Raw genomic sequence first — 21,706 nt, forward strand, 5'->3', positions numbered from 1 at the left:
TTCTCAAACTCCTCGTTCGCGGAGCCCCGCCCGCAGGCGGAGCAGACGTTGCCGTCCGGAGTGCCCCTGCTGGGGCGGGTCCTCGGCGCCGAGTCCCGGGGCGGGAGTGGCAGGGTCCTCCTCCGGGTCCCGGACCACCTGGCCGGGAGTGGACGAGGCGAGCATTTGCAGCGCACGGACCGCGACGATCGCGGCGTCCGTGTACGCGGGTGTCGGGGTGGGCCCATATTCGGTGAGGCCCAGCTCGGTGCGGGTGACGGTGGGCAGCCGTCCGGCTTTGGCTTTCGGCACCCGGGGCGGGTTGGACTGGTAGATCGCACCCCGGAACGAGTAGCCCTTGATGTCGCCGTTGCGGATCGCCTCCAGGACGCTGTCGGCGAGGGGGGAGCGGTTGAACCGGGTGACGGTGCGCAGGCCGCGGCTGTCGGCGCGGACATCGACGGGGGAGCCGATGGGGACGCTGCCGAGGTCTGAGGGGGTGCCGTGGAGGGTCATGGCGTGGTGGTAGTAGACGCCGACCCGGTCCAGGCCGTGTGACAGGGTGCGGTTGAACGCCCGCCGGTCGATGACCTCGTTGTAGTGCCCATACCGGTCGGTGATCTCGGTGGGGGTGTCGAACACAGCCGCGTACGCCTCGACGGTGCGGCCGTCGCCGTAGCCGTCGGCGGCACGCAGGATGTGGATGTCGTCCAGCGCCCACGACCGGGCGTAGTCGAGCGGCTCGGCGTGGCCCGTCATGGTTGTGTCCCTCCCGCCGTAGCGGTGGCCGGAGCTCGGCCGTTCATGGATGGTGTTGTTGCGCCGGCGGGCTGCAATTGGACGCTGTAAAGACCCGTGTGAATCAGGAGCGACATGTCGCGGGCGTTGATGGCGGTGGCCACCGACTCCGGGGTGTAGCCGGCCTGGACCAGGGACGCGGCCGTCGTCGCGTCCGTCGCGAACGTGTCCGCCTGGTCCCGCTCACCGTCCTGCAACGCGGCCACATCCGCAGTGTCAAACCACAGTTCGGCACCCGGCGGCACCTCCACCAGCTTCGACAAGGCGGCGCACGCGGACCGCCAGTTGGGGCGCATCTCCAAATCGGCGAACGCCCGCATCGCAGAGTCGTAGTTGGCCAGCGTCGCCGCCGCCAGGCCCTCCTTGAGGCCGACGACGATCGACGGAACACCCGCAGCGACCGCGATCCGGTTCTCCCCGGCTGCCTGCACGTTGGCGAACACGTCGGTGAGCTGCGCGCCGACGATCATCGGGTCGGCGCCCTCGTCGAGGACCATGGTCCGGTATGCGTTGTCGGGGCCGGCGTGTCGGGCGGCGACCGCCTCCGCCAGGCGGGTCTTCTGATCCGGCGACAGCTTCATCGCGTACTTGAGGATCAGATTCGGTGTGGCCGCGTTGCGGTAGTAGGCGTCCCGGTGGGCGGTCATCGCCGTATCAGCGTTGATCTCCCGCAGCACCGGAGTCAGCCACGACATGCCACGCCAGTTCGCGAGAGGGTCGGGGATCGGTGACCAGTGGGCAACCTCGTCGACCGGGTAAAACTCGACCTGACGGTCGGTGTCGTCCTTCGGGTCGTACAGGTAGCCGACCACCTCACGGATCTGCCGGCCCTGCTCGTCCTCGACGACCTCGGAAACGATCGTCACCCAGTCGGGGCGCAGCCGCTCCAGCCAATTCCCGGCATCCCGAATGTAAGCGTTCCCCGAGAGGCTGACGTCCTGCTCCATGCGCGCCCACAGTTCACCGGCCGACCCGTTCGGCCACGGCTCCTCCAGCCGCTCCAAAGCCGGACCACCGAACAACCGTTTCGTCGCCAAGTTCCGAAACTTGAACCGGGCCTCGGAGAACAGTTTTAGCCGCTTGTTGATGACCCCGAACACGACCGCATTGGCGCCGTAGGCGAGCTGCGCGAACTGCTGAAACGTCGGCTCGACCCGCTCCGCATCCGGATGCCCGTACGTGTAACCGATCAGCGACGCCGCATCAGCGGCAGCCAGGACCGCCGGGGATGGTTGGGCGCGGGTGGCGTCACGGAGAGCGGCCCACGCCGCACGGACACGACCACCGATGCTGGCCACCTCCCGCCCCCTTCTGTTCAGACCCAAAACGCCGACGGGTCACGCTCTTCTGTCACCTTGTCGACGAGAGTCACGAACGCCCAATGGGCGTTCGTGCTGCCTAACAGTGGTGCGGCGCCTTCATCTCTGTAGTCCCATGCCGTTCCACCAGACAGCGGGCGGGTATCCGCCGGCGCTAGCGCCGTATTCAGCGGAGCCTCATCCAGGTGCCACAGCCGGTGCTCGTTGACTGCATCGATCCACAGCCCGTACGCATCGGCAATGTCGTCGGCCCACGGGATGGCAAGATCGCCCCGTTGTGGTTTGTCGCGGTCCTCTGGTGGTTTCAGGCCAGCCTTCTCCATGCTTTCGAGGAGACTGCCTGTGGGGCCCTTGTCTTGCACGGCGATGGCAATAGGGTTCCACCGCTGCTTGAGTTGTACTGTGCGCTCCACCACCCAGTGGGTTCCTGGGCGGTAGTCGACGATCGATGTCAGCAAGCCACCAGACGGCCGCCGGCCCACCGCGACGATTGCCGTGTGTGTACGCTGGTAGTTGACCTGCACTGCCAGTGCGATATCGGACGGTCGCTCACCGGTTGTGTCGACTTGCCCTTGCCAGAGCTCCTCGGCGATGACCCGCCACTCCGGCTTCAGACTGGGCACCCGTTGGCATAGGACCTCTGTACGGAAGATCGGCTCCGGATCCGTGGACAGCGCGGACGCGATCGCCTCCTCGGTGATCGTGTAGCCAAGTGACGGGTTGGCTTGCGCCCACGCCTGCCGGTCCTGTAGGCGACACCGATCTGTGTGCGCGTCGCCTTCATCATGACCCCGGCCGCATGTGCACTTCACGTCATCCGGAGCGGACCATTCAAAAAGGCCGATGCTGGATTCCGGCGCTTCGGCGACCGCAGCACCGCGGCCCTTCGCCTGCAAGTCGTTGAGCACCACCGACCGGTCATCGCCAGCATTGGAGAACGCCCATACCTGCGGATTCGGCCGGGCCATGGTCGTCTTCGTTACCGCAGCCCATGAGTCCCAGACATGATGCTCACGCAGCTCATCAAGGTTGACGTCGTCACCAGAAAGGCCGCGACCACCCTTACGCGACGCAGCGGCAACCTTCCAACGGCAGCCGTTGGCGAGCTTGAAGAACTTCTTCCCATTCACCTTGTTGACCTGCGTCAACTCGGCGTGCAGCTCGGGGACACCTTCGATGATCTCGACGGCCTTGTCCCATGACTCCTCGGACACGTCAAGGTTCTGTGCCGTGCCGATGACAAGCCGGACCTGTAAAACGAACAACTTCCACAGGTTCTTGACCTCGACGATCGTGGTCTTGCCGTTCTGCCGGGCCACCAACACCAGAACGGTCCGGTACCGGAACCGGCCATCGCGACGTAGCTCCAGCGCATGGATCAACAGCCAACGCTGCCACGGCAACGGCTCAATCTCCAGCACGTCACGAGCAAAGTCAACCGCTGAGAAGCCGAGGGATGTTGCCGGCGTCAGCGCGCAGCCACAACCACACGGTCCAGGCTGTCCCACCATGATCGGTGGAGTCCAGATCCTAGGAGTCGTGCTGCCCAGCAGCGGACCGGAGCTGCGCAAGACGACCTCCGACTGGCTTGTCCGCAGTCAGTTGCTTCCGCGCACCTGGGGCACCGCCGAGATCCCGCAGCACGCCTTGGAGTTGAGGACCGAGCCAACCAACCATCTTCGACACGTCACACTGCGCCTCCAGCGCCTTGAGCCGCTTCAATGCCCCGTCATCGTCAGCAAGATCCCGACGCAGCGCCGCGAACTCCTCAGCCCGGTCGATCGCCTTCTCGATCTCCTCCGCCTGACGAAGCGCCAACGCCTTCATCGCATCATCGGCTGGCGTCAGCCATTTCATCTCCTCGACTGCGTTCCTGACGGCATCCCGGAGATCGGGCGCGCGTTCCCGCGGTGGCGTAGACGGGACAGCAGCAAGCTTCCTACGGGGAGGCATCGCGGGAAGTACCTCCTGTCACAGACCGGGTACGGGGGTGCCGGAGGGGGATGCCTTCTCAGTTGGCGCGGGGTGAGAGGTCTACACTTTTATGTCCGATTCACCCACCCCCCAGGGGGGAGTCTACAGATCACCAGTCGATCGCTGGCCTGAACATGCTACTCACCGGCTTCGCGCCGCGCTCGGTATTGCACTTCCTGCCACACGTCGGGCATGGATAGTTGGCGCCGTGAGCTGGACGCAACGCACGCGGATCAAGCGGCTGGTCTGGATCGACAGACAGCGGCACTAGATGGTCAGCTTCGCCTGCTCCGCCGTGCCCGCAGATGTGGCAGGTGTAGCCGTACATGGCGTGCATCTGCGCCTTAGCTCGTCGCCATGGCGGGCCGCGGCGGTGTCGGTTGCTTGCCATCGGTCACCTGTCCGATAGCCGGTGTGGTGGTGGGCTGTCACACTGCGCGGGATGCGGTGCGCCTGGGATGCGCCGCGCTTATTGGATCGGAGCCGATCATGTTTCGTGTGCCGGCCAGTGCCGATGCGCCAACCTTTGATCAAACTTTTCGGGTCGGTTTTTGGCGGTGGCTGACCAGTAGCGGCAGTGAGCGTAAGGAGTGGGCGAGGCGGCGTAATGCTGCTGCCCAGTCGGCGGCGAGTAATCAGCGGGCGCGGTCCAAGGAGTTCACGGATCGGAAGATCGCTGAGGCTCGGGAGCGTCGGGAGCGGTAGGGGGTGCGGGCAGGCCGCCGCCACAGCGGCCTGCCCGCTTTTCCCTCGCCGCGTCCCGCCTCTGGACGCATGTCAGCCCGGGAGCGCTTGGGCGCTCGACCGGGCTGTGGGCACACTCCGCCTAGTGGGAGTGACTGGTCAAATCATGCGGCTACCGGGGTGTCATGGTCAAGTCGACGTGGCCGGCCTTTGCTGCCGAGTCGCTTGTCCCGCTCGATGGTGCGGGCCTCGTCGAGGGCGTGGTAGACGCTGCGACCGATGCGGTAGCGGGGCAGCCCGTCGAAGCGCCGCCAGTTGATGACCATGTCCTCTGTGACGTCGCCGTTGTCGCCGAGGTTGTGGGCGATCTGGGTGGCGATGCCGTAGCGGCGGCTGTCGAGCGCGAGTAGGGGCGTGGTGCCGGTGCAGATGCCGCTGGCCGGGAGGACGGCGCGGCAGGTGGGGCAGCGCGCCGGGCTGCGGATCATGGCGTCTCCGGTCTGATGTCGTCGGTGTGGGTCATGGGGTCGATCGTCCCTCTCGCTTGCGCTTGGCCTCGGTTTCCCGACCGGGTGAGTAGGGATACACCTAAAGGCGGAGGCGGCTGGCTGCGGTGGTCATGGCTCTCCTTTGTGTCGGTCGGGTCAGGGTCGGTGTTTGGGTCGTGTCGGTGCGGCCCCCGCGACCGCGCCGCGTGGCCAGATGTGTCGTACGCCCTCGACCCCGCCGGGGCATGGGCAGTCGGGGGTGTGCCGGCAGTCCGCCACGCACACCACGGTTCGCGTGGTGGCGGGTCCGACGGTGGTCACCTCCAGGCACTCTCGGCGCCGGCAGCCGGGGCACTCGCCCGGGATACGCGTGCGGTAGGGCGGTTGGTTGATCCAGCCGCGGGCAAGCTCGTCCTCGTCGGCGAGGTGCAACGCGAGGAGGCCGAGGGGGCGGCCGTGGAGGCCGGGCAGGGCGGTGTGGATGCGCTGGAGCGGGTCGGCCCCGGGCGGGAGCCGGTACATGTCGGCGATGCCGGCGAGCCGGTCGTTCAGGCGTGTGAGCCGCTCCGCCCACGTCGTCACCCTCGCCCGGCGCCGCTCGGTCGTGAGGGTGGCTGTGGGGTCGGCGTGGCCGCCGGCGGCGTGACGCTGCCCGTACACGGTGGACCGCAGCCCGTCCGGGACGTCCGGTGCCGTGGTGGCCTCGGCGGCGGCGAGCACCTCCAGCCGCCGCCGGGCCTCCCGGATGGAGTGGGCGGCGGCGATGGCGTGGAGGTGGTGCGACGAGGTCACAGGCGCTCCCTCAGGCTGCGTGGATGGTGTCGATCTAGGCGGGCTGTATGTCGGCTGGCGGGTAGGTGGCGCGAATCTGATCGACGTTGTCTGCTTCTCACACCCCGTCTCTACGTATCGGTCTACGCCGAGTCTCGCCACGCGAATGACGGCTCACTCGCTTCGGCCACGATCTGGATCCCGAAGAGCGTCCGCGTCATGCAGCAAACCAACTCCGCCGTCGCTTCCTCCGCGTCCGCTGCCGGCACCGTCGCCACGATCTCGTCGTGCACCGGCAGCACCGTGGACCCCGCCCATGTCGTCTTGTCCCATTGCAAAAGACTGTCGACTAAAAGCTCTCTTGCTGTGCCCTGGATGCAGTAGTTCGGTGCCTTATGCGGGTATTCGCGCGGTAGGTGGATGACCCGGCCGGCGTAGGTGGGCATCTGGGTGGCGCCGGAGCGCACCTGCCGCTTTACCGCGTCGGCCCACTCGACATAGGTGGGTGCCACCAGGCGTAGGGAGTCGACGATCGCGGCCATGACGGACTCGGAGACACCGAGCTGCCGGGCGAGGCTGGGGATCCCGCCGCCGTACGCCCAGCCGAACACGCCCCGCTTGGCGGTGTAGCGGTCGGACTTGGTCCACCCCGGGCCGAACGCCTGCTCCGCGACCATGGCGTGCAAGTCGGCACCCTCAGCAAGGATCTTGATCAGGGTTGGGTCCTGTGAGAGCGCGGCCATGACCCGGATCTCCACGCCGGAGAAGTCAGCCGAGACCAGGACGTGGCCGGGGTCGGCGGTGATGCACGCCCGCACGCCGCCTTGGCGGGGCAGCTGCTGTAGGTTCGGTCGCACGCACGACATGCGGCCGGTGTCGGTGCCGAGGGTGTAGACGGTGGGCCGGGCCCGGCCGTCGCCGCTCTCGCACAGCACCCGATACGGCTCGAGGAACGTGGTGAGCACCGTCTCGTGGTGCCGGTAGTCGAGCACCGACTTGATCAGGTCACCGGCGGCGCCTTCAGCCGACTTCAGCCCGTCAAGGACGCCCGCCGCGACACTGGCCTGCCCGTCGGGGTGACGGCTGCTCGGCTGGGTGCGGGGCAGGATGACGCCCAACTCGGTCAGTCGCTCGGCAAGTTGCCGGTCACTGCCGGGGTTCTCCACCCCGAGCACGCGAACCCGCTCGGCGGCGGCGGCCATGGCCGGGGTGTGCTCGGCCTCCAGGCGGGACACCTGCTCCCGGTCCACCCGCAGACCCCGGTGGGCGACCCGAGCGGTGATCCGCTGCACGGTCCGCTCCCGCTCCACCACCTCGGCGGGCAGTTGCGGCAGCCGGGTGGCCAGGGCAGCGGTGTCGAGGACGTCGGAGGCTGCGTAGCGCAGCATGGTGGCGCACGTCGAGTCGACCTGGGCCCAGCCCGATCGCTCGACCGGGGTCAGGGGCTTCGTGTCGGTGAGCCAGCCGTTGACCTTGAACAGGTGGGCGCGCGCCTTGTCGGCGTCCGGTGCGGTCGCCTGGCCGGCGAGAACCGTTCCGGCGAGTTGCTTGAGTCCCGGGTCGCTCCCCGTGCTGGTCGGGTCGGCCAGCTTGGCGGGGATGACTGTGTCGTGCATCCGGTCCCAGGCGGACTCGTCGGTGAGGCCGGCAGCGGCCAGCGGGACCAGGTCGGCCGTGGCTGAGTGCGCGTGCAGTCGTGGCGCCGAGGCGAGCGCGGTCCGGATCACCTCGGCCTGAGCCGGGTCAGCCGGATCGAGCACCACGGCGGCCAGGTCGTCGCCGAGCTGCACGGTGCGCAGCGCGTAGTCGGCGTGCCCGACCGGGTAACCGGAGGTCTCCACGTCCACGGTCAGCGCACCGGAACGCGTCAGCGCGGACGTGACCGCCTCGTCGGCGGCGGCCAGCGTCAGCCCGGTGACTGCTCCGTCACGCCCCACGGCCGCCGGGAGCGGAACAACCTCGCCTGCGGCGTCCCGCCGTGCCCTGGCTCGCTCCGCCTCCTTCTGCGCAGCCTTGGTGATCTTGGTCGGGGTGAGTGTGCTGACGGGCTGAAGGGTTGAGGGGGTGTCTCCCCCTGCGCTCTCCTGTGCGTGTGTGCGCGCGTGTGTAGCTGTAGAGGGGTATAAACCCGTCAACCCGTCAGGTCGGGTGTTGATTTCGGTCCTGACCTCGGGTTCCACACCTGACGGGTCACTGAGCGAACCCGTCATAGACCCGTCAGCCAAACCCACCAACCCGTCAGGCGCAGGGCGCTGAGGCGAGGCGGAGGGGGCTGACCCTGACGGGTTGGTGGGTTTGGCTGTTGGGTTGCTCTGGGTACCTGCTGGCACTGGTCCAGCCGTCGGCAGCCACCCTCCCCCGTGCTGCCGCAGGCGCAGCGGGCGTCGCTTCCCGTTCTCTGTGTGCCAAGACGGGAATCCCCGCCGGGTCAGCTCGCGGCCCCACTTCGTCTCGCTCGTGGTGTTCCAGCCGGCTGGCTTGCCGACCCTCGACCACACCACGAACGCCTCGTAGAGGGCCCGGCTGCGCTCGCCGTACTCGTCGGGCTCGGTCTCCTCGTCGAGCCACGTGGCGATCGGGTCCTGCTCAGCCGCGATCTCCTCGGCACGGAACCGGTACGCCTCAGGGGCAGCCGCCGTCAGTGCGCTGGACGGATCCGCCAACCACCGCGCGGCCTCACGGACCATCTGGGCCAGCACCCCGGGCGCCTCGGCCCGCCATGACTTTCCGCTGGGATGCCCGATCGCGGCGCGGGCGGCGATGACCTGCTCCGGGTCGCCCTCGCAGGGGATCAGCCGGACCCGGCTCCGCACAGCAGGGTCAGTCAGCAGGGGCTCGTCGTTGGCGGTGAGCACCAGCGTGTGCGTGGGCGACCAGGTGACCGGGTTCTGGTTCATCGCGTTACCGGTCAGCTCGCCCCCGCCGGTGAGCTGCTTGAGGCGTTCCTGACCCAGCCGGCCCTCGCGGGGGCCTTCGTCGATGAAGGACAGCCGTCGACCCATCAGGGCGTAGATGATGCTGGCGTGGGCCTTGTCCACCCCGCCGAGCAGCCGGGCGTCGGCCGCGTGGGCGTAGGTGCCGAGCACCGACATGATCAGAGCGACGACCTGCGTCTTACCTCGGTCCTTCTCGCCGATCATGATCGGCAACACCTTGTCGCTGTAGCCGGTTACGGTCACCGACAGCACCCGCAGCGCCCACGCGCGCAACTCGGGATCCGGCCACACCGCCTCCAGGAACGCGTCCCACAGCGGCGTGGGCCGCAGATCCGGGGCCACCGCCGCGCTGTGCAGGTGCGGGGTGGCCGGGTCCACCCACGCCGGCCGGGGGGCGTCGAGGCTGGCACGCAGGTCCCACGCCACCCCGCCGGCCCACAGCAGCCAGGGCTCCCGGTCGAGCTTGCCGAGCTTGAGGGCGTTGGGGTGCACGCCGCCGGCCACCCGGTCGCGCATCTTGGCAGCGATCCCCCGGCTGGCCGAGGCGGTCATGAACTTCTTGCGCCGCTCGGCCTGGTCGCGCGCCTCACTGCCCTTCTCGGCCTCCGGGTCGCCCTGGGGCGTCCGGTCGGCGAGCAGGGCCACGGCCCAGCCGGACAGCTCCGGGCGGACGTCCCACACGTCCGGTCCGCGCAGCAGCCACACCCGGGCGTCGTGGGCGTACCGCAGCACCGGCTGGGTGCGCTCCAGCACCGCGTCGGCCAGCGTCTGGTCGAGGAACCCGTGCGGGTTGAACTCGTGGGCGCCGATGATCTCGAAGGGGTGCAGCTCGCGCTCGGGCTCGATCGGCTCGGGCACGTCGTACCCAGGCTGGTCGCCAGGGGTCCGGTTGTCCACCGGCGCCGGAGCGGCCACCGGGATCGATCCGACAGCGAAGCACGGGTCCCGGTCTACCGGCCGACTGCCGACGACCGTGACGGCCTTGCGGGCGGAGGTGAGCAGCATCCGCTCGAACTCGTCGTCACGCCCCTCGCCTGCGGTGAGCTGCTCCCACTGCTCGCGGAGAGCGGCGAGGGCCTGACCCACCCCGGGGTGCCCGGTCGCGCCGAGCTGCACGAGGTGGTGTGCCCGTCCGGTGGCCGTGTCGTGTCGGCTGCCCGACGAGGCTGCTGTCAGCTCAGACTCAGCCTTGCGGGCGGCGTCAGTCACCTCCGCGCACGGCTCGCGCAGGTCGGCCAGCAGAGCGGACAGCAGTACCTGCCCCCGCCCGATGTCGGCCGCCGCCGGTCCCGCCTCGGTCGCACCCTCGCGCAGGCCGGCCACCCACGCCTCGGGCAGCTCGGGCAGCTCGTTCGGCTTCGGCACGCTCGCGCTCACCGCGCCGGACGGGTCGTACCAGCGGTAGTCCGCGCCGACCTCGTGGTGCGGGCTCGGCCAGACCACCGCGTACCGGTGGTGCCGCTGGATGATCTCGATGGACTCGCCCAACTTGGTGGCGTACCGCCCGGCCGGCACCCGGTAGAACCGGATCCCCGACGGCAGCTCCCGCGCCGACGAACGCCACGTGGCCGGCAGGGGCCCCCACCGCCGCTCGTACTCGGCCAGGGAGTCACCGCCGCGCTTGTCGACCGACCCCTTGGCGTAGTGGTCCACGTCGATCCCGATGACGCCGTCGGGCATCCGGAGCGCGATCGAGTGCCAGGCGTGTGTGCTGGCCCAGGTGACGAGCTGCGACGCGTCGGTGTCCCGGCCGTCGGCACCGGTGAACCCGACGGGCGGCGGGTGCTTCGCGGCCCCGGGGACAGGCAGGATGCACGGCCACCCCGCCAGGGAGTAGTCGGCTACCGTGTCAGCGAACGGCTTCACGGGCGAGCCTCCGGTCCGTACGGATGGCGATGCGGCCGATGTGCTCTCCGACAGCGGGGACGACGGCGTTGCCGAGAGCTTTGATTCGGGCTGCGTCCAACCCGGCGGGAACCCCTGGAGCGACCGAACTCGTTGATCTCCACCTGGCCGACGACGGTCATCCCGTCGCGTTCGAGGCCGAGGGACAGGCCGCCGATCCCGGCGAACAGTTCGAGGGTGTTCACCGGGCACCGGCCTTGCGGCTCAGTGGGTCGGCCAGGCCGAAGTCCCGGACAGCGCAGTACAGGGCGTGACGAGCACCGTCGCGGGCGTGGCGCATCCCCTTGGTCGCCTCCAGCAGCCCGGCGGCGTCGAGCCGGCCATCGGTGGCCCAGGGCTTCACCTCGGCGGCGGACCACCCCCGGCACGTCACCTGGTTCCGCTTGGCCCAGTGCGCGATGACCCCGACCAGCTCCCGGGTCACCTCACCGGAGCCACCGTGTGCCGACCGCGCGGCCCGGGGACCGACCACGAACCGTTCGACGGCCACGACGGTGGCCTGGGGCACCACGACGGTCAGCAGGCTGTCCAGGACGTACGGGACCAGGCCGTGGGTGACCTGGAGGGCCTCGGCACCCAACAACCTGGTGGGAGCGTTGGCGCTACCGACGGCAGGGCCCTGCGTGATGAGGAGAGCGATCCCTGTGATGGGGCCCGGATCGATGCCGATGACGTACATCACGCTGCCTTTCGAAGGGTGGATCCACCCAGGAGCTGGGTGACGATTCGCTGGTCCTTGAGCAGGTCGGCCAGTTGCCCGGCCTTGTCGTGCAGCACCGAGCGGACTCGGGCGTCGATGGTGTCGGTGGCCACCACGTCGATGACCTCGATGGAGTCGTGGATCTCCGAGCCGATGCGGTGGCACCGGTCCTCGGCCTGGGTCGCCTCGACGAGCGACCAGGGGCGCTGGAGAAACACCACGGTCCGCGCGGCGGTCAGGGTCAGGCCCACGCCGCCGGCGCCGGTGGTGACGCAGAGCAGGTCGAGCTTGCCTTTCTGGAACTGCTCGACGGTGTTGGTGCGCTCGCGCATGGACTGCCCGCCCATCACGTAGCCGACCTGCAACCCCGCCTTGGTGGCCTGCTCTCCGGCGAGGGCCATGAGCTGGCGGCTCGGCGCGAACGCCACGACTGGGGAGCTGGGCCGCTCGGCGAGCACCTCCAGTAGCGCGTCGACCTTCCACGACGGGGCCTTGAGCCTCACCTGAACGTGGTCGTGTTCCTCGCCGTCCGCTCCGGTCTCCCGGGTGGTCGTGACGTCGGCCGCGGCACTGGCCATCTGGGACAGCCGGGTGAGTTGGGCGAGCACCGACATGACCGACAGTTCCTCCCCGTCGGGGAGTTGCGCGATCATCTGGTTCTCCAGTTGGTCGTACGCCTTGCGGTGCGCCCAGGGCAGCTCGACCTGACGGACGCTGTAGATCTTCGGTGGCAGTTGGGTGAGTACGTCGGCCTTGGCTACCCGCCGGTGCTGGCCGAGAAGGGTGACGCGGAACTCCGGCTCGGCGGCGGTGTTGAGCCCGATCACCCGGGCGCTGTAGTCGCCGGGGACGGTCACGCAGTACCGGGCCTTCCACCGCTCCCCCGAAGGCCACGCCAGCGGGGCGAGGGCTTCGAGGGTCGGCCAGAGGTCGCCGGGGTGGTGGGTGATCGGGGTACCGGACAGTGCGACGAAGTTGTCCGCTCGCTTGGCCAGTCGCCGAGCCGCGATCGACCGGGCGGCGTGGCTGGACTTGATCAGGTGGCACTCGTCGACCACCACGGTGCGGGCGCCGAGCCGGTCGAGGGGCTTGCCCTTCGCGGCGTCCATGCGGGCGGTGTCGTAGCTGGCCACGACGACATGCGCCGCGGTTCCGGCCGGCCGGGCCGCGAGCCGCCGTCGGTGGTCCGGGCTGCCACGCCAGGCGTTGACCCGCCAGTCGGGGGCCCAGGTGCGCCACGCCTCGACCCACGGGTCCACCACCGACGCCGGGGCGATGACGACGACCGGGGCCACCTGGTGACCGCCGGCGGTGCGTTCCAGCAGTCCGAGGATGGTGGTGATGGTCTTGCCCGCGCCGGGGTCGTCGAACAGCAGTGCCCGGCCCAGGCTGGCGATCATCCGTGCGCCCTCGACCTGGTACGGGCGCGGGGTCAGCCCGTCAGGCAGGGTCACGGTCAGCTCGGCGCCGGGCCGGGTGCGCAGTCGCATCTCCTCGGCTAGCCAGGTGAGCAGTCGGGGGCCGGGTCGCCACGCGGTGCCGAACAGGTGGGATAGCTGTACGACAGCCGCCCAGGTCGCCGGGAGCACGAGCGCGCCCGGCGGGTCACTGGGCTTGATCAGCGGGGTGGCGAGCTGGAGCTGGGCCGCCATCTGGGCGATGGCCGGGTCGGGGCCGACGCCGATGAGCACGATCTGCGTACCGTCGGCACTCAGCTCACCGTGGAGCGCGGCCGACGGAGGATCTACGTACGTCACGGTCACCTCCGTGGTGGGAGTAGGGCGGGTCGGAGAAGGTCACCGCCCGGCCCGGAGCGGGGGAAGACACCCCGGGCCGGACAGTCACCCGCTCAGGCCGCCGGGGGCTGGCCGGTGAGCTTCGCGAACAGCGCTGCCTGTTCCTCGTTGAAGCCGGCCGGAGCCGCCGCCGGGGACTGCTGGGGGGCTGCCTGCTGCGGCGGCTCCGGCATCGGCTGCTGGACCGGTTGCTCCGGAGCAGTCCCCGGCGGCGGCTGCATTACCGTGCCGGGGTAGGCCGGAGCGGGCGCCGGAGCCGCACCGGTCGGGCGCACGTACTCCACCCGGTAGAGCAGCTGCGGGTTCATGTTCGGCACCGCCCGCTGCCCGGTCAGGGTGACCCGGATCGCCGCCCCTGCCTCGGGAGCACCCGCCGGGGCACCGGCCTCGGCCATCGCCCGGGCCAGCTCGTCACGCGCCTGGCCCTTCACCCACCAGCCGGCCACGCCATCCGGGTACTCCGGCGACGGCTGGACCTGCATCGGCACGACCATGACCAGCTTCGGCCGGCCGTCCTTGTAGGTCTGGGGGACACGAGCGTTGTTCGTCTGCGCCCGGACGTCGGCGTTGGTGACCGGGCGGGCCACGATGCCGGCGTACGAGGTACCGATCGGCCTGCCGTTGAACTTCCAACTCGGACCACCACCCGAGGACGGTTGTGCGAAGAAGCCGTCGATGGTGCCCTGCGGCAGCGGTTGCTGCGGGACGTACTGGGGGCCGCCGTAGACTGCCGGGGCCTGCGGAGCCGGAGCCTGCGGGTAGCCGGGCTGCTGCGGGAACTGCGGCATCATCGGCTGAGTTGGGTACTGAGGCTGCATGTCATTTCTCCTTGGTCAATTGCGCGGCCCGGGGCATCCGGGTCCGTTGTCGCGCTTGGACTGAGGCCTGAAGTACGGACAGAAGAAGCAGGTGTCGTCATCAGGTGTACTGGGGATGTCAGTGAGCGTCTTCAATCCGCTGAGCAGTTCCTCTGCCATGGCCTTGCGGCGGTCAGTGAGCCGGAACACCTCCTCCAGCAGCGCGTCGTCCTGGGGCCCCGTGGCCCGCTCCCAGACGTAGAGGCCGTCCAGGCTCGCGGCGGTGCGGGGATAGGCGGCCAGCGCGACGCGCGTCACCGGCAGCCCGAGAACTCGGTAGCCCTTGCCGTAGAGCAGGAGCTGAATGACGTAGTGAATGGGCGGCCCGGCGGCACTGCGGACCTTCGCCATGGAGGACTGGCCGAGGATCTTGTGATCTACGACAGCCGTTTCCTGTGCGTCGTACAGATCCGCCGTGCCGGGGTGCTCCGGGTGCGGGGTCACCTTCTGCTCGGCCAACCAGCGGGGAAAGTCAAGTCCGGCGTTGGCTGCCGTGAACGCGTCCGCCAGCCAGGCGTGTACCGCGGTGCCGATGACGCTGGCCCACGGGTCCACTACGTGGTTCGTGGTGGGCAGACCTGCCAGCTTGCCGACCACCTGCCGGTCGCAGGGCGAACCCAGCTCAGACGGCCCCAGGTGCCGTTGCAGGTTACGGTCACTGCTGTTGGCCTGCTCGACCACGACACGGCGCAGCTCGGCGGCGTACCGACCAGCCCAGGACGTGTTGCCCTCCAGCCTGGTGGGTCCGGTGCGCATGAATTCAGCTACCGACTGCATGAGCAGGCACCCCCCGGGGGCTCCCAGTTACTGTGCTGAGCACTGGCCCGCGCGCAGATACGGCAGTCCATTCCCAACAACCGTTCTCGGTAATCAGGTACTTGGCGCGGAAGCGCGCCTCCTCGACGCTGGTCATGCCGCAACCTCCACAGCCCGCGTAGTGCGACGCTTGAGCTTGCGGCGCTCCCGCTCGGAGAGGCCGCCCCAGATGCCGTACCGCTCGTCGTTGTCGAGCGCGTATTCGAGGCACTCGGTCCTGACCTCACACCGTCGGCAGACCCGCTTCGCCACGTCGGGCGAGCCGCCCTTGTCCGGGTAGAACGCTTCCGGGTCGGTCTGCGGGCACTGTGCCCGTTCCTGCCACTCCTCGGCGGCGGCGAGAAGGTCGTAGATGTCGTTACGGTGAGTCGTGGTGAGCCTCATACGCATGTCAATCTCTTCCGCGTAAGGTGGCGTACCGGTCGGCGAGACCCGGCCGTGTCTCGCCGACCGGGGTGGGGCGGATTGTGTCGCCCAGTTCGGTGAGCAGGGCGGTTACGGCCCGGTCCGCGTCGAATCCGTCCGCGCCGCCGGCCTCGGCGAGGGCGAGGCCGAGCCGCCAGTCGTGGCCGGGCTCGGTCAGCCAGTCGGCGAGTGCGGTCAGGATCAGGTCGGCGCGGTGGGCGGCGTCGTCGCATGTGCCGCAGTCGGCGTCGGGGCAGTCGCTGGTGTGAGGCGAGACGATGGCGACGATCTGATCGCGCAGTGTGGCGGTCACCGTTCGGTCCCCTTCGCTGTGGCTTCGCGGGCGGCGAGGATGCCGACGCGCAGCTGCTGGCTGGTGGTGAGCGCCCGGTCGCGTTGGGCGCGGAGGTCCCGGTTCTCACAGGCCAGGCCATCGGCGACCTGCCGCCATTGGCGGGTGTGCCGGGTCAGCCGGTCGCAGGCGGCGTGGGCGATGTCCAGTTGGTCGGCGAGGCGGTCCCGCTCACCGGCCAGGCCGTGGTTGATGCGGGTCAGGGCCGCGCTGTCGGCTTCGGCGACGGTGCGGCGCCGGTTGGCCTCGTCGAGGGCGGCGCGGGTCAGCTCGAGGGCGGCGGTCAGCTCATCGACGGCGGTCACCGGTCCACCTCCGGCGGCTGGATCAGCGCGCTGTACAACTCGATAGCGGAGCGTTGGAGCTGGTCAACGGTCGGTTTCAGCGCACCCCATGCCGCAGCCCCGGCCGCAGCCCATGCCGCAGCCCCGGCCGCATCCCATGCCGCAGCCCCGGCCGCATCCCATGCCGCAGCCCCGGCCGCAGTCCCGGCCGCAGCCCCGGCCGCATCCCTGGCCGCAGCCCTGGCCGCATCCCTGGCCGCATCCCTGGCCGCATCCCTGGCCGCATCCCTGGTCGCAGCCCTGGCCGTATCCCTGGCCGCCGCAGCCTTGTCGTAGCCGACCCGAACGACCGGCCCGGCGGCCTGCGCGGCAGCCAGGTCCACGATGCGCCGCAGATCCCGCAGCGCACTCGCCTCCACCGTCAACCCGGCCAGGTCCAGCCACGCCGGGGTGTACGTGCGGATCAGCCAGTCCAGCGCCATGTAGCTGCGGCGCTCATCCAGGCCGTCGCTCCTGGTACCGACCAGGGACGGGATCAACGGCACCAGGGACTGCCGCTGGTCGTCGGGTAGCACGTCGTTCAGGCCGCGGCCGAACGCCCCCAGCACCGGGGACACGCATCGCGGAGCGTCGTCGTGGGGCTCGCCGGCGAACCAAGCGACGGCCTCCAGCAGGCAGACGCCGTCCTCGCGGTCGTTGTGGGCGCCCTTGTCGAGGGTGATGACGGTCAGGTCGATGGTCATGTGAGGCTCCAGATCAGCAGGGCGATCAGTAGGTAGAGGCACACGCCGATGGGTAGGCCGATCAGCAGGCCGGTCCACACGCGGGCGTCCAGGGGGTAGGTGAGGCGCCGCCGGGGTGCGGGGGCGGCGGGGCAGGCGGGGCCGTGGGTGCGGCCGGGTGGGGTCCAGCAGCCGCGGCAGCAGCGGGGGCCGTCGTGGATGGGTCCGGTGTCGGGGCGGTGCCGGCCGGTCACGACCGCGCCTGACCCGGGTTGGCGGTCGTCCGGGCGGGCCGCTGCCGCCGCGGTTTGGCGGGCTCGATCAGGCCGAGGATTTCCGCGATGTCACCGGGCCCGTCCAGGCCGCGGCGGCGTAGGTAGGCGAGTGCGTGTGCCTGCCGCTGTTCGCGGGCGATGCGGTCCTGTTCAGCGGCGGATAGGCGGGCGGTGTTGGTGCCGCCGTCGATACGGTCGATGCCGACCATCACGCCACCTCCCGCAGCGCTGGGTCGGTCAGCGGCTCCAGGCCGGGACAGTGCCGGGGCAGGTGCACCGTGGCGCCGATAGCGGCCTCCACGTCAGCCACCGTGGCCCGGCAGGCATCAATCAGGTTGTCGGTGTCCGCGACGAGCTCGGCAAGACGGACGAGGTCGGTGTGTGGTCCGGCCGTGGCCGGCCATGTCGGGGCGCTCACCGGGCACCGTCCTCGATTGTGAAGCTGCCGCCGTTGCTGAAGCCGCAGGTGATGCCGCCACGCATGTGGTCCATGCCGACCCACACCTCGACATCCTTGGAGATCAGGAAGCGGCGGGCGTAGCGGTAGATCTGCTCCGCCAGGTGGTCGGCATCCACGGCGTGCGCGTCGAGCGGCGGCACATCTCGCGTACGCCCGATGCGATCGAAGACGATGCGGTAGTGCGTCATGCTGGTGGCGCTCATCGCTGGCCTCCGGTGGTGAGCGGGTGTCGGCGGGCGTGCTCGGCGGCGATCAAACGGCGGGCCTGCTCGGCGTAGTGGCCGGTTTCCACGGCGTGTTCGGCGGCGACCTCGGCCAGTTCGGTGTCCGACAGGTCGGGTAGGTCGCGGGTGAGGTGCCGCAGGACGATGGCCTCCGCCGCTGCCGGGCTCACCGGGCACCGTCCTCGGCTGTGATCCGGTCAGCGAGGCGCTGGATCGCCGCGAACTGCCGCTTGGCGGCGCGGCGCCAATAGGTGTACATCTCCTGCGCGCCGGGCTCCCCGTCGCGGGCGCGCCTCTCGGCGTACGCGGCGGCCTGCCGCGACGACCCGTAGCGGATGGTCATTTCCCCGATGGCGTCACGTAGCCGGTAGGTGGCGAGGCGGTTGCGCACAGTGTCCGCCGGGTCGGCGGGGGACTCCCAGTAGTCCGGTTCCGGCTGGCTGATCGTGACCGTGCCGAGAAGGCGGTCGTCGCTGTCAGCGATGTCCACAACTCGTCCGTCCCTGCTGATGATCAGCGTGATGTCGCTGAGGTCGTAGCCGGCGGAGCTCAGCTCGTCGCGGATCCTGTCGAGGATCTCGTCGAGGTCGGTGGTGGCGGCGACCTGGGCGGGCGAGATGTCGAGGACACCGAAGTCAAGGGTGATCGGCTGGTTCGGGTTGAGGTGGGTAGGCTGCTGGTGCATCTGGACTCCTTGGTGATCAGGTTTGGTCCGGGTGTTGGGCCCCTGCCGGTGGTGCGGTGGGGGCTCGTCTTGTGTCAGGCGTCGATTTGCTGCCAGGCAGCGTCGAACAGCGGCCGATCCCGCTCCGTGTAGCCGGCGACAGCCCGTAGGGCCCCATCCACGAACCGCTCGACCTTCGGCGGTCCCGTGTCGTGTTTGAGCTGGTACAGGCCTTTCACCCGCTTACCGAACGTCGATGACAGGGATCGCAAAGCCGATCCGGTGACGCCTCGATCCGTCAGGTACTCCCCGACGGTCAGTGGCCTGGACGCCGGGTCGATGTCGGGTTCCTCGCCGAGGGCTCGGGCGGCGACGTGGCGTGCTTTGGCCTCAAGCCAGGCGGGGTCGACGATGCCTCGCAGTTCGGCGAGGACGGTGGCCTGTGCCCGTGCCCGGTCGATGATGTGGGTGAGTTGATCTTCGGTGGCGCAGGGGTTGATGGCGCCACCGTGGGTCCAGTACGCCTCGATGGCGTCAGCGACCTCGTTTTGGTAGGCGACGAGTTTGGGGCGGATGCGGGCGGCGACACGCTTCTCGTCGATCGTGGCGAGGAGCATCAGGAAGGTACGGACGTCGACCGTGGTCATGTCGCGGTATTGATCTTGCGTGGGGCTGGTGCCTACGGTCGCCCAGGACTTGGCCTTCAGTTTCCTGAGCTGGGTCGCATAGTCGATCCCCAGAAGCTCAAGCGCCGGGCGGAGCACGATGTGCGGCTTGCCGTTGTGGTCAACGGCGAGGATCTCGTCACCGTTGAACGGGATGCGGATCAACTGGCTCATGGGGCTCCTCTGCGGTCAGGCGGCGCGACTGCGTGTCTCGGCGAGTGGTCCGTTGAGGGCTGGCTGGTGCCCGGCCGCCTCAATCGCGGCCACGTCGGCGGGAGAGAACCGCACTAGGCGGGACTCGGGGTGGCGGGTGAACGGCCACTGCCGCGTTTGCACACGGACCTCGACGAACCGCTCGGAGACGCCGAAGTACGCAGCGAGCTCCTCCTGGTTCAGGTGCCGGTTCATGCAGCGTCCTTCAGCAGGGTTCGGCGTTGCCGGGGGCCGGTTAGCTTCAGCGCGGCACAAATCCGGGCGTAGACCGGAGGCGATACCCGGCGGCGGTCGCCACGCTCGATCTGAGATAGGTACTGGAGGGTGATGCCGCAGGTCGGTGCGAACTCGCCCAGTGTCTTGCCCTGGAGCTTGCGAAGCTCTCTGAGCTTCTCGCCGTCGATCCCGATAGCTGCGGGCCGTGGTGTGTCCATGAAGACAACCTTAGCCAGAAGTCAGCAAGAGTCAACAGGAGTAAGCAGGTATCGCCCGTTAACATGTGCAACCATCAGCCGAACGGCTGGTTCTGGGGGGTGCTGGCAACTGTTCTCAGCCATATTCCGCTGGCAGAATGCCGAGCATGGATGAGCTGCGGCAGCGTGATCGACTGGCTAGCTTGGTTCGGTCTAGACGGATGGAACTCGGATTGAGCGTCAGCAAGGCTGCCCAAGCAGCAGGTATCGACAGGGCTACCTGGACGTACCTGGAGAACGGCAGCCGGCGGACGGCTGAGTTCAACTACGCCGGCATCGAGCGTGCGCTTCAGTGGAAGGCGGGCAGTATCGGCGGCGTCCTGGGGGGTCGACAGCCAGAGTTGGCTGCTCCAGAGCCTGAGGTCGACGAGGAGTTGGAGCTGGTTCGCACCGATCCGCGTCTCACTTCCGCCATGAAGGAGAAGATCATTGGTCTCATCCTTGAGCGAAGAGAGCGCGACAGAGCGTCCGCGATCGAGGACACTCGACGAATGATCGACCTGTTCCGGCGAGGCTGACCCGTGTGGGTGGAGAAGAACGGACCGACCTGGCGCATCCGTGACTTCGTAGACGGCAAGAAGGTCACCCTGGAGATGGGTTGGCCGAACAAGACGTCGGCCAAGAAGAGGCTGACCACCCTGCAAGCCGACCGGCTGCGTGGCGACTTCATTGACCCGCGGGCCGGGAAGTTGACGGTGGCCGAGTGGGTGGCCGAGTGGTGGCCCGGCCATGAAATCGGCCTTAAGCCGACTTCCCGGCAATCGGAGGGCAGCCGCGTGCGGATGCACATCGTGCCGCTGCTCGGACACCTCACTCTCGATGAGGTCGACAACCTCGTCATTCAGGCTTGGATCACGAAGCTTATGGCCGGTCTGCCCGATCTGGATCGACCCGGGAAGTGGGTGCGCCGCCCAATCTCCGCGAAGACCGTGCGGTCCTGCCACGGGCTGCTGCACAGCATGATGAGCGCCGCTGTGCGTGCCCGGAAGATCCGCACCAATCCGTGTGCAGACACGAAACTGCCGAAGCTCACGCCGCGGGAGATGCGTTTCCTCACCGAACCGGAAGCCGGTCGGCTGCACGCTGCCGTGCCGGAGCACTGGCGGCCATTGGTGTTGCTGCTGATCTCTACCGGCCTGCGCTGGGGCGAGGCTGCAGGCCTCCAGATCAAGAACCTCGACGTGTTCGACGGCAAACTAACCGTGGAACGGGCGATGCACGAGATGGCTGACGGGTCGCTGATCTTCGGCACGCCGAAAACGGTTAGGGGTCGGCGCACGGTGACGTTCACGCCCAAGGTTGCGCAGATCCTGGCACCACTGGTCGTCGACAAGGGCCGAGACGACCTGGTTTTCGGCACGCCGACGGGGAAGCCGGTGCGGGCGCGCAACTTCCGCCGGGGCTGGCTGGAGTGGACCAGCTCGGCCGGGCTAGCCGGGCTGCGTATCCACGACCTACGGCACACCCAGGCCGCGTGGTTGATCTCGGCCCGGCCACCGGTGCCATTGTCGGCAATCTCCCGGCGGCTCGGGCACGGGTCGATCGCGGTCACCGATGGTCTGTACGGACACCTGTTGCCGCAGGTCGACGCGGGGATTCTTACCGCGGTTGCGGACGCCCTAGAGCACGTCGACCCGGCGGTCATCGCTGCTGAGATTGCTGACGAGACGGCCGACGATCTGGAGTCGCAGGAGGCTGCGAGGCGTAGGGGAGAGGTAGGGGAACCGACGTGCGCCTAGATGGGCCTCCACGTGGTCCGATGGGCCTCCATCGCAGGTCACGCCACTCGTGGACCTGTGACCTGGGGCGTAAGGCGAGTTCAATTCCCATCAGTCACCCCACTTGTGGATCTCCTCCACGACAGGTCAGGCCCCCTCGAACGAGGGGGCCTGACCTGCAGGAGGGGCAATTCTGGGGAAACTCAGCTCCGGTCGCTGGCTCTGCGT

27 protein-coding genes are annotated in these 21,706 nt (G+C 69.0%); 2 read left to right on the forward strand and 25 right to left on the reverse strand.

What is annotated here, in order from left to right; genetic code table 11:
* Positions 1-3 precede the first annotated feature (3 nt).
* The 25 genes from QTQ03_RS25375 to QTQ03_RS25495 form a co-directional block, all read right to left on the reverse strand.
* Positions 4-738 (reverse strand): HK97 family phage prohead protease, encoded by a 735-nt coding sequence (locus QTQ03_RS25375; protein ID WP_289280245.1) that lies wholly within the window; start codon positions 736-738, stop codon positions 4-6.
* Positions 735-2,075: a phage portal protein gene (locus QTQ03_RS25380; RefSeq protein ID WP_289280246.1), complete on the reverse strand. Its 1,341-nt coding sequence runs from the start codon at positions 2,073-2,075 to the stop codon at positions 735-737. Before QTQ03_RS25380 ends, QTQ03_RS25375 begins: the two co-directional genes overlap by 4 nt.
* Before the next feature lie 17 nt (positions 2,076-2,092).
* Positions 2,093-3,517, reverse strand: coding sequence for a terminase large subunit domain-containing protein (locus QTQ03_RS25385; protein WP_289280247.1), 1,425 nt, complete (start codon positions 3,515-3,517; stop codon positions 2,093-2,095).
* A gap of 109 nt (positions 3,518-3,626) precedes the next feature.
* Positions 3,627-4,049, reverse strand: coding sequence for a terminase small subunit (locus QTQ03_RS25390; RefSeq protein WP_502889822.1), 423 nt, complete (start codon positions 4,047-4,049; stop codon positions 3,627-3,629).
* Positions 4,050-4,918: 869 nt separating this feature from the next.
* The gene (locus tag QTQ03_RS25395; protein ID WP_289278846.1) at positions 4,919-5,242 is read right to left on the reverse strand and encodes a hypothetical protein; all 324 of its coding nucleotides are present in this window, start codon (positions 5,240-5,242) and stop codon (positions 4,919-4,921) included.
* A 156-nt stretch (positions 5,243-5,398) separates the two neighbouring features.
* Positions 5,399-6,034 carry a hypothetical protein gene (locus QTQ03_RS25400; protein ID WP_289280249.1) on the reverse strand — a complete coding sequence of 212 codons (636 nt, stop codon included), beginning with the start codon at positions 6,032-6,034 and terminating at the stop codon, positions 5,399-5,401.
* 122 nt (positions 6,035-6,156) lie between these two features.
* A complete protein-coding gene (locus QTQ03_RS25405) occupies positions 6,157-10,815 on the reverse strand; it encodes a DNA polymerase (RefSeq protein ID WP_289280250.1) in 4,659 nt (1,552 codons plus the stop codon).
* On the reverse strand, positions 10,812-11,039 hold the full coding sequence (locus QTQ03_RS25410) for a DNA cytosine methyltransferase (protein WP_289280251.1): 228 nt from the start codon (positions 11,037-11,039) through the stop codon (positions 10,812-10,814). Before QTQ03_RS25410 ends, QTQ03_RS25405 begins: the two co-directional genes overlap by 4 nt.
* A complete protein-coding gene (locus QTQ03_RS25415; RefSeq protein ID WP_289280252.1) occupies positions 11,036-11,533 on the reverse strand; it encodes a hypothetical protein in 498 nt (165 codons plus the stop codon). The genes QTQ03_RS25410 and QTQ03_RS25415 overlap by 4 nt, the downstream gene beginning before the upstream one ends.
* Positions 11,533-13,311 carry a DEAD/DEAH box helicase gene (locus QTQ03_RS25420; protein WP_289280253.1) on the reverse strand — a complete coding sequence of 593 codons (1,779 nt, stop codon included), beginning with the start codon at positions 13,309-13,311 and terminating at the stop codon, positions 11,533-11,535. The genes QTQ03_RS25415 and QTQ03_RS25420 overlap by 1 nt, the downstream gene beginning before the upstream one ends.
* A 92-nt stretch (positions 13,312-13,403) precedes the next feature.
* Positions 13,404-14,168, reverse strand: a complete 765-nt coding sequence (locus QTQ03_RS25425; protein ID WP_289280254.1) for a hypothetical protein — start codon at positions 14,166-14,168, stop codon at positions 13,404-13,406.
* A 15-nt stretch (positions 14,169-14,183) separates the two neighbouring features.
* Positions 14,184-14,963: a hypothetical protein gene (locus QTQ03_RS25430; protein ID WP_289280255.1), complete on the reverse strand. Its 780-nt coding sequence runs from the start codon at positions 14,961-14,963 to the stop codon at positions 14,184-14,186.
* Positions 14,964-15,116: 153 nt separating this feature from the next.
* Positions 15,117-15,407 (reverse strand): WhiB family transcriptional regulator, encoded by a 291-nt coding sequence (locus QTQ03_RS25435; RefSeq protein ID WP_289280983.1) that lies wholly within the window; start codon positions 15,405-15,407, stop codon positions 15,117-15,119.
* 7 nt (positions 15,408-15,414) lie between these two features.
* Entirely contained in the window at positions 15,415-15,741 is a 327-nt protein-coding gene (locus tag QTQ03_RS25440; RefSeq protein WP_289280256.1) for a hypothetical protein, read from the reverse strand.
* On the reverse strand, positions 15,738-16,085 hold the full coding sequence (locus QTQ03_RS25445; protein ID WP_289280257.1) for a hypothetical protein: 348 nt from the start codon (positions 16,083-16,085) through the stop codon (positions 15,738-15,740). The genes QTQ03_RS25440 and QTQ03_RS25445 overlap by 4 nt, the downstream gene beginning before the upstream one ends.
* On the reverse strand, positions 16,082-16,807 hold the full coding sequence (locus tag QTQ03_RS25450) for a hypothetical protein (protein WP_289280258.1): 726 nt from the start codon (positions 16,805-16,807) through the stop codon (positions 16,082-16,084). Before QTQ03_RS25450 ends, QTQ03_RS25445 begins: the two co-directional genes overlap by 4 nt.
* Positions 16,804-17,040 (reverse strand): hypothetical protein, encoded by a 237-nt coding sequence (locus QTQ03_RS25455; RefSeq protein WP_289278830.1) that lies wholly within the window; start codon positions 17,038-17,040, stop codon positions 16,804-16,806. The genes QTQ03_RS25450 and QTQ03_RS25455 overlap by 4 nt, the downstream gene beginning before the upstream one ends.
* Positions 17,037-17,270 carry a hypothetical protein gene (locus QTQ03_RS25460; protein WP_289278829.1) on the reverse strand — a complete coding sequence of 78 codons (234 nt, stop codon included), beginning with the start codon at positions 17,268-17,270 and terminating at the stop codon, positions 17,037-17,039. The genes QTQ03_RS25455 and QTQ03_RS25460 overlap by 4 nt, the downstream gene beginning before the upstream one ends.
* Positions 17,270-17,479 carry a hypothetical protein gene (locus QTQ03_RS25465; RefSeq protein ID WP_289278828.1) on the reverse strand — a complete coding sequence of 70 codons (210 nt, stop codon included), beginning with the start codon at positions 17,477-17,479 and terminating at the stop codon, positions 17,270-17,272. The genes QTQ03_RS25460 and QTQ03_RS25465 overlap by 1 nt, the downstream gene beginning before the upstream one ends.
* A complete protein-coding gene (locus tag QTQ03_RS25470; RefSeq protein ID WP_289278827.1) occupies positions 17,476-17,724 on the reverse strand; it encodes a hypothetical protein in 249 nt (82 codons plus the stop codon). Before QTQ03_RS25470 ends, QTQ03_RS25465 begins: the two co-directional genes overlap by 4 nt.
* Positions 17,721-17,915, reverse strand: coding sequence for a hypothetical protein (locus QTQ03_RS25475; RefSeq protein WP_289280259.1), 195 nt, complete (start codon positions 17,913-17,915; stop codon positions 17,721-17,723). Before QTQ03_RS25475 ends, QTQ03_RS25470 begins: the two co-directional genes overlap by 4 nt.
* Positions 17,912-18,430, reverse strand: coding sequence for a hypothetical protein (locus QTQ03_RS25480; protein ID WP_289280260.1), 519 nt, complete (start codon positions 18,428-18,430; stop codon positions 17,912-17,914). The genes QTQ03_RS25475 and QTQ03_RS25480 overlap by 4 nt, the downstream gene beginning before the upstream one ends.
* A gap of 74 nt (positions 18,431-18,504) precedes the next feature.
* The gene (locus QTQ03_RS25485) at positions 18,505-19,248 is read right to left on the reverse strand and encodes a phage antirepressor N-terminal domain-containing protein (RefSeq protein WP_289280261.1); all 744 of its coding nucleotides are present in this window, start codon (positions 19,246-19,248) and stop codon (positions 18,505-18,507) included.
* A 15-nt stretch (positions 19,249-19,263) separates the two neighbouring features.
* On the reverse strand, positions 19,264-19,482 hold the full coding sequence (locus QTQ03_RS25490) for a hypothetical protein (protein WP_289280262.1): 219 nt from the start codon (positions 19,480-19,482) through the stop codon (positions 19,264-19,266).
* Positions 19,479-19,721 (reverse strand): helix-turn-helix domain-containing protein, encoded by a 243-nt coding sequence (locus QTQ03_RS25495; protein WP_289280263.1) that lies wholly within the window; start codon positions 19,719-19,721, stop codon positions 19,479-19,481. Before QTQ03_RS25495 ends, QTQ03_RS25490 begins: the two co-directional genes overlap by 4 nt.
* Positions 19,722-19,867: 146 nt before the next feature.
* Between QTQ03_RS25495 and QTQ03_RS25500 the strand changes: the two genes are divergently transcribed.
* Complete coding sequence (locus tag QTQ03_RS25500; protein ID WP_289280264.1) at positions 19,868-20,278, forward strand: helix-turn-helix domain-containing protein; 411 nt, start codon at positions 19,868-19,870, stop codon at positions 20,276-20,278.
* A gap of 9 nt (positions 20,279-20,287) precedes the next feature.
* Entirely contained in the window at positions 20,288-21,499 is a 1,212-nt protein-coding gene (locus tag QTQ03_RS25505; RefSeq protein WP_289280265.1) for a tyrosine-type recombinase/integrase, read from the forward strand.
* The last annotated feature ends 207 nt before the right edge of the window (positions 21,500-21,706 follow it).

Origin of the sequence: Micromonospora sp. WMMA1363 (assembly GCF_030345795.1) — a bacterium.
Lineage (GTDB): Bacteria > Actinomycetota > Actinomycetes > Mycobacteriales > Micromonosporaceae > Micromonospora.

What these genes read in the sequence shown, in the direction of transcription:
- QTQ03_RS25485 (WP_289280261.1), bottom strand. Translation starts at nt 19,248, where the DNA reads ATGAGCCAGTTGATCCGCATCCCGTTCAACGGTGACGAGATCCTCGCC.
- QTQ03_RS25415 (WP_289280252.1), bottom strand. Translation starts at nt 11,533, where the DNA reads ATGTACGTCATCGGCATCGATCCGGGCCCCATCACAGGGATCGCTCTC.
- QTQ03_RS25495 (WP_289280263.1), bottom strand. Translation starts at nt 19,721, where the DNA reads ATGGACACACCACGGCCCGCAGCTATCGGGATCGACGGCGAGAAGCTC.
- QTQ03_RS25425 (WP_289280254.1), bottom strand. Translation starts at nt 14,168, where the DNA reads ATGCAGCCTCAGTACCCAACTCAGCCGATGATGCCGCAGTTCCCGCAG.
- QTQ03_RS25395 (WP_289278846.1), bottom strand. Translation starts at nt 5,242, where the DNA reads ATGATCCGCAGCCCGGCGCGCTGCCCCACCTGCCGCGCCGTCCTCCCG.
- QTQ03_RS25435 (WP_289280983.1), bottom strand. Translation starts at nt 15,407, where the DNA reads ATGAGGCTCACCACGACTCACCGTAACGACATCTACGACCTTCTCGCC.
- QTQ03_RS25480 (WP_289280260.1), bottom strand. Translation starts at nt 18,430, where the DNA reads ATGCACCAGCAGCCTACCCACCTCAACCCGAACCAGCCGATCACCCTT.
- QTQ03_RS25490 (WP_289280262.1), bottom strand. Translation starts at nt 19,482, where the DNA reads ATGAACCGGCACCTGAACCAGGAGGAGCTCGCTGCGTACTTCGGCGTC.
- QTQ03_RS25430 (WP_289280255.1), bottom strand. Translation starts at nt 14,963, where the DNA reads ATGCGCACCGGACCCACCAGGCTGGAGGGCAACACGTCCTGGGCTGGT.
- QTQ03_RS25390 (WP_502889822.1), bottom strand. Translation starts at nt 4,049, where the DNA reads ATGCCTCCCCGTAGGAAGCTTGCTGCTGTCCCGTCTACGCCACCGCGG.
- QTQ03_RS25375 (WP_289280245.1), bottom strand. Translation starts at nt 738, where the DNA reads ATGACGGGCCACGCCGAGCCGCTCGACTACGCCCGGTCGTGGGCGCTG.
- QTQ03_RS25450 (WP_289280258.1), bottom strand. Translation starts at nt 16,807, where the DNA reads ATGACCATCGACCTGACCGTCATCACCCTCGACAAGGGCGCCCACAAC.
- QTQ03_RS25460 (WP_289278829.1), bottom strand. Translation starts at nt 17,270, where the DNA reads ATGGTCGGCATCGACCGTATCGACGGCGGCACCAACACCGCCCGCCTA.
- QTQ03_RS25470 (WP_289278827.1), bottom strand. Translation starts at nt 17,724, where the DNA reads ATGAGCGCCACCAGCATGACGCACTACCGCATCGTCTTCGATCGCATC.
- QTQ03_RS25500 (WP_289280264.1), top strand. Translation starts at nt 19,868, where the DNA reads ATGGATGAGCTGCGGCAGCGTGATCGACTGGCTAGCTTGGTTCGGTCT.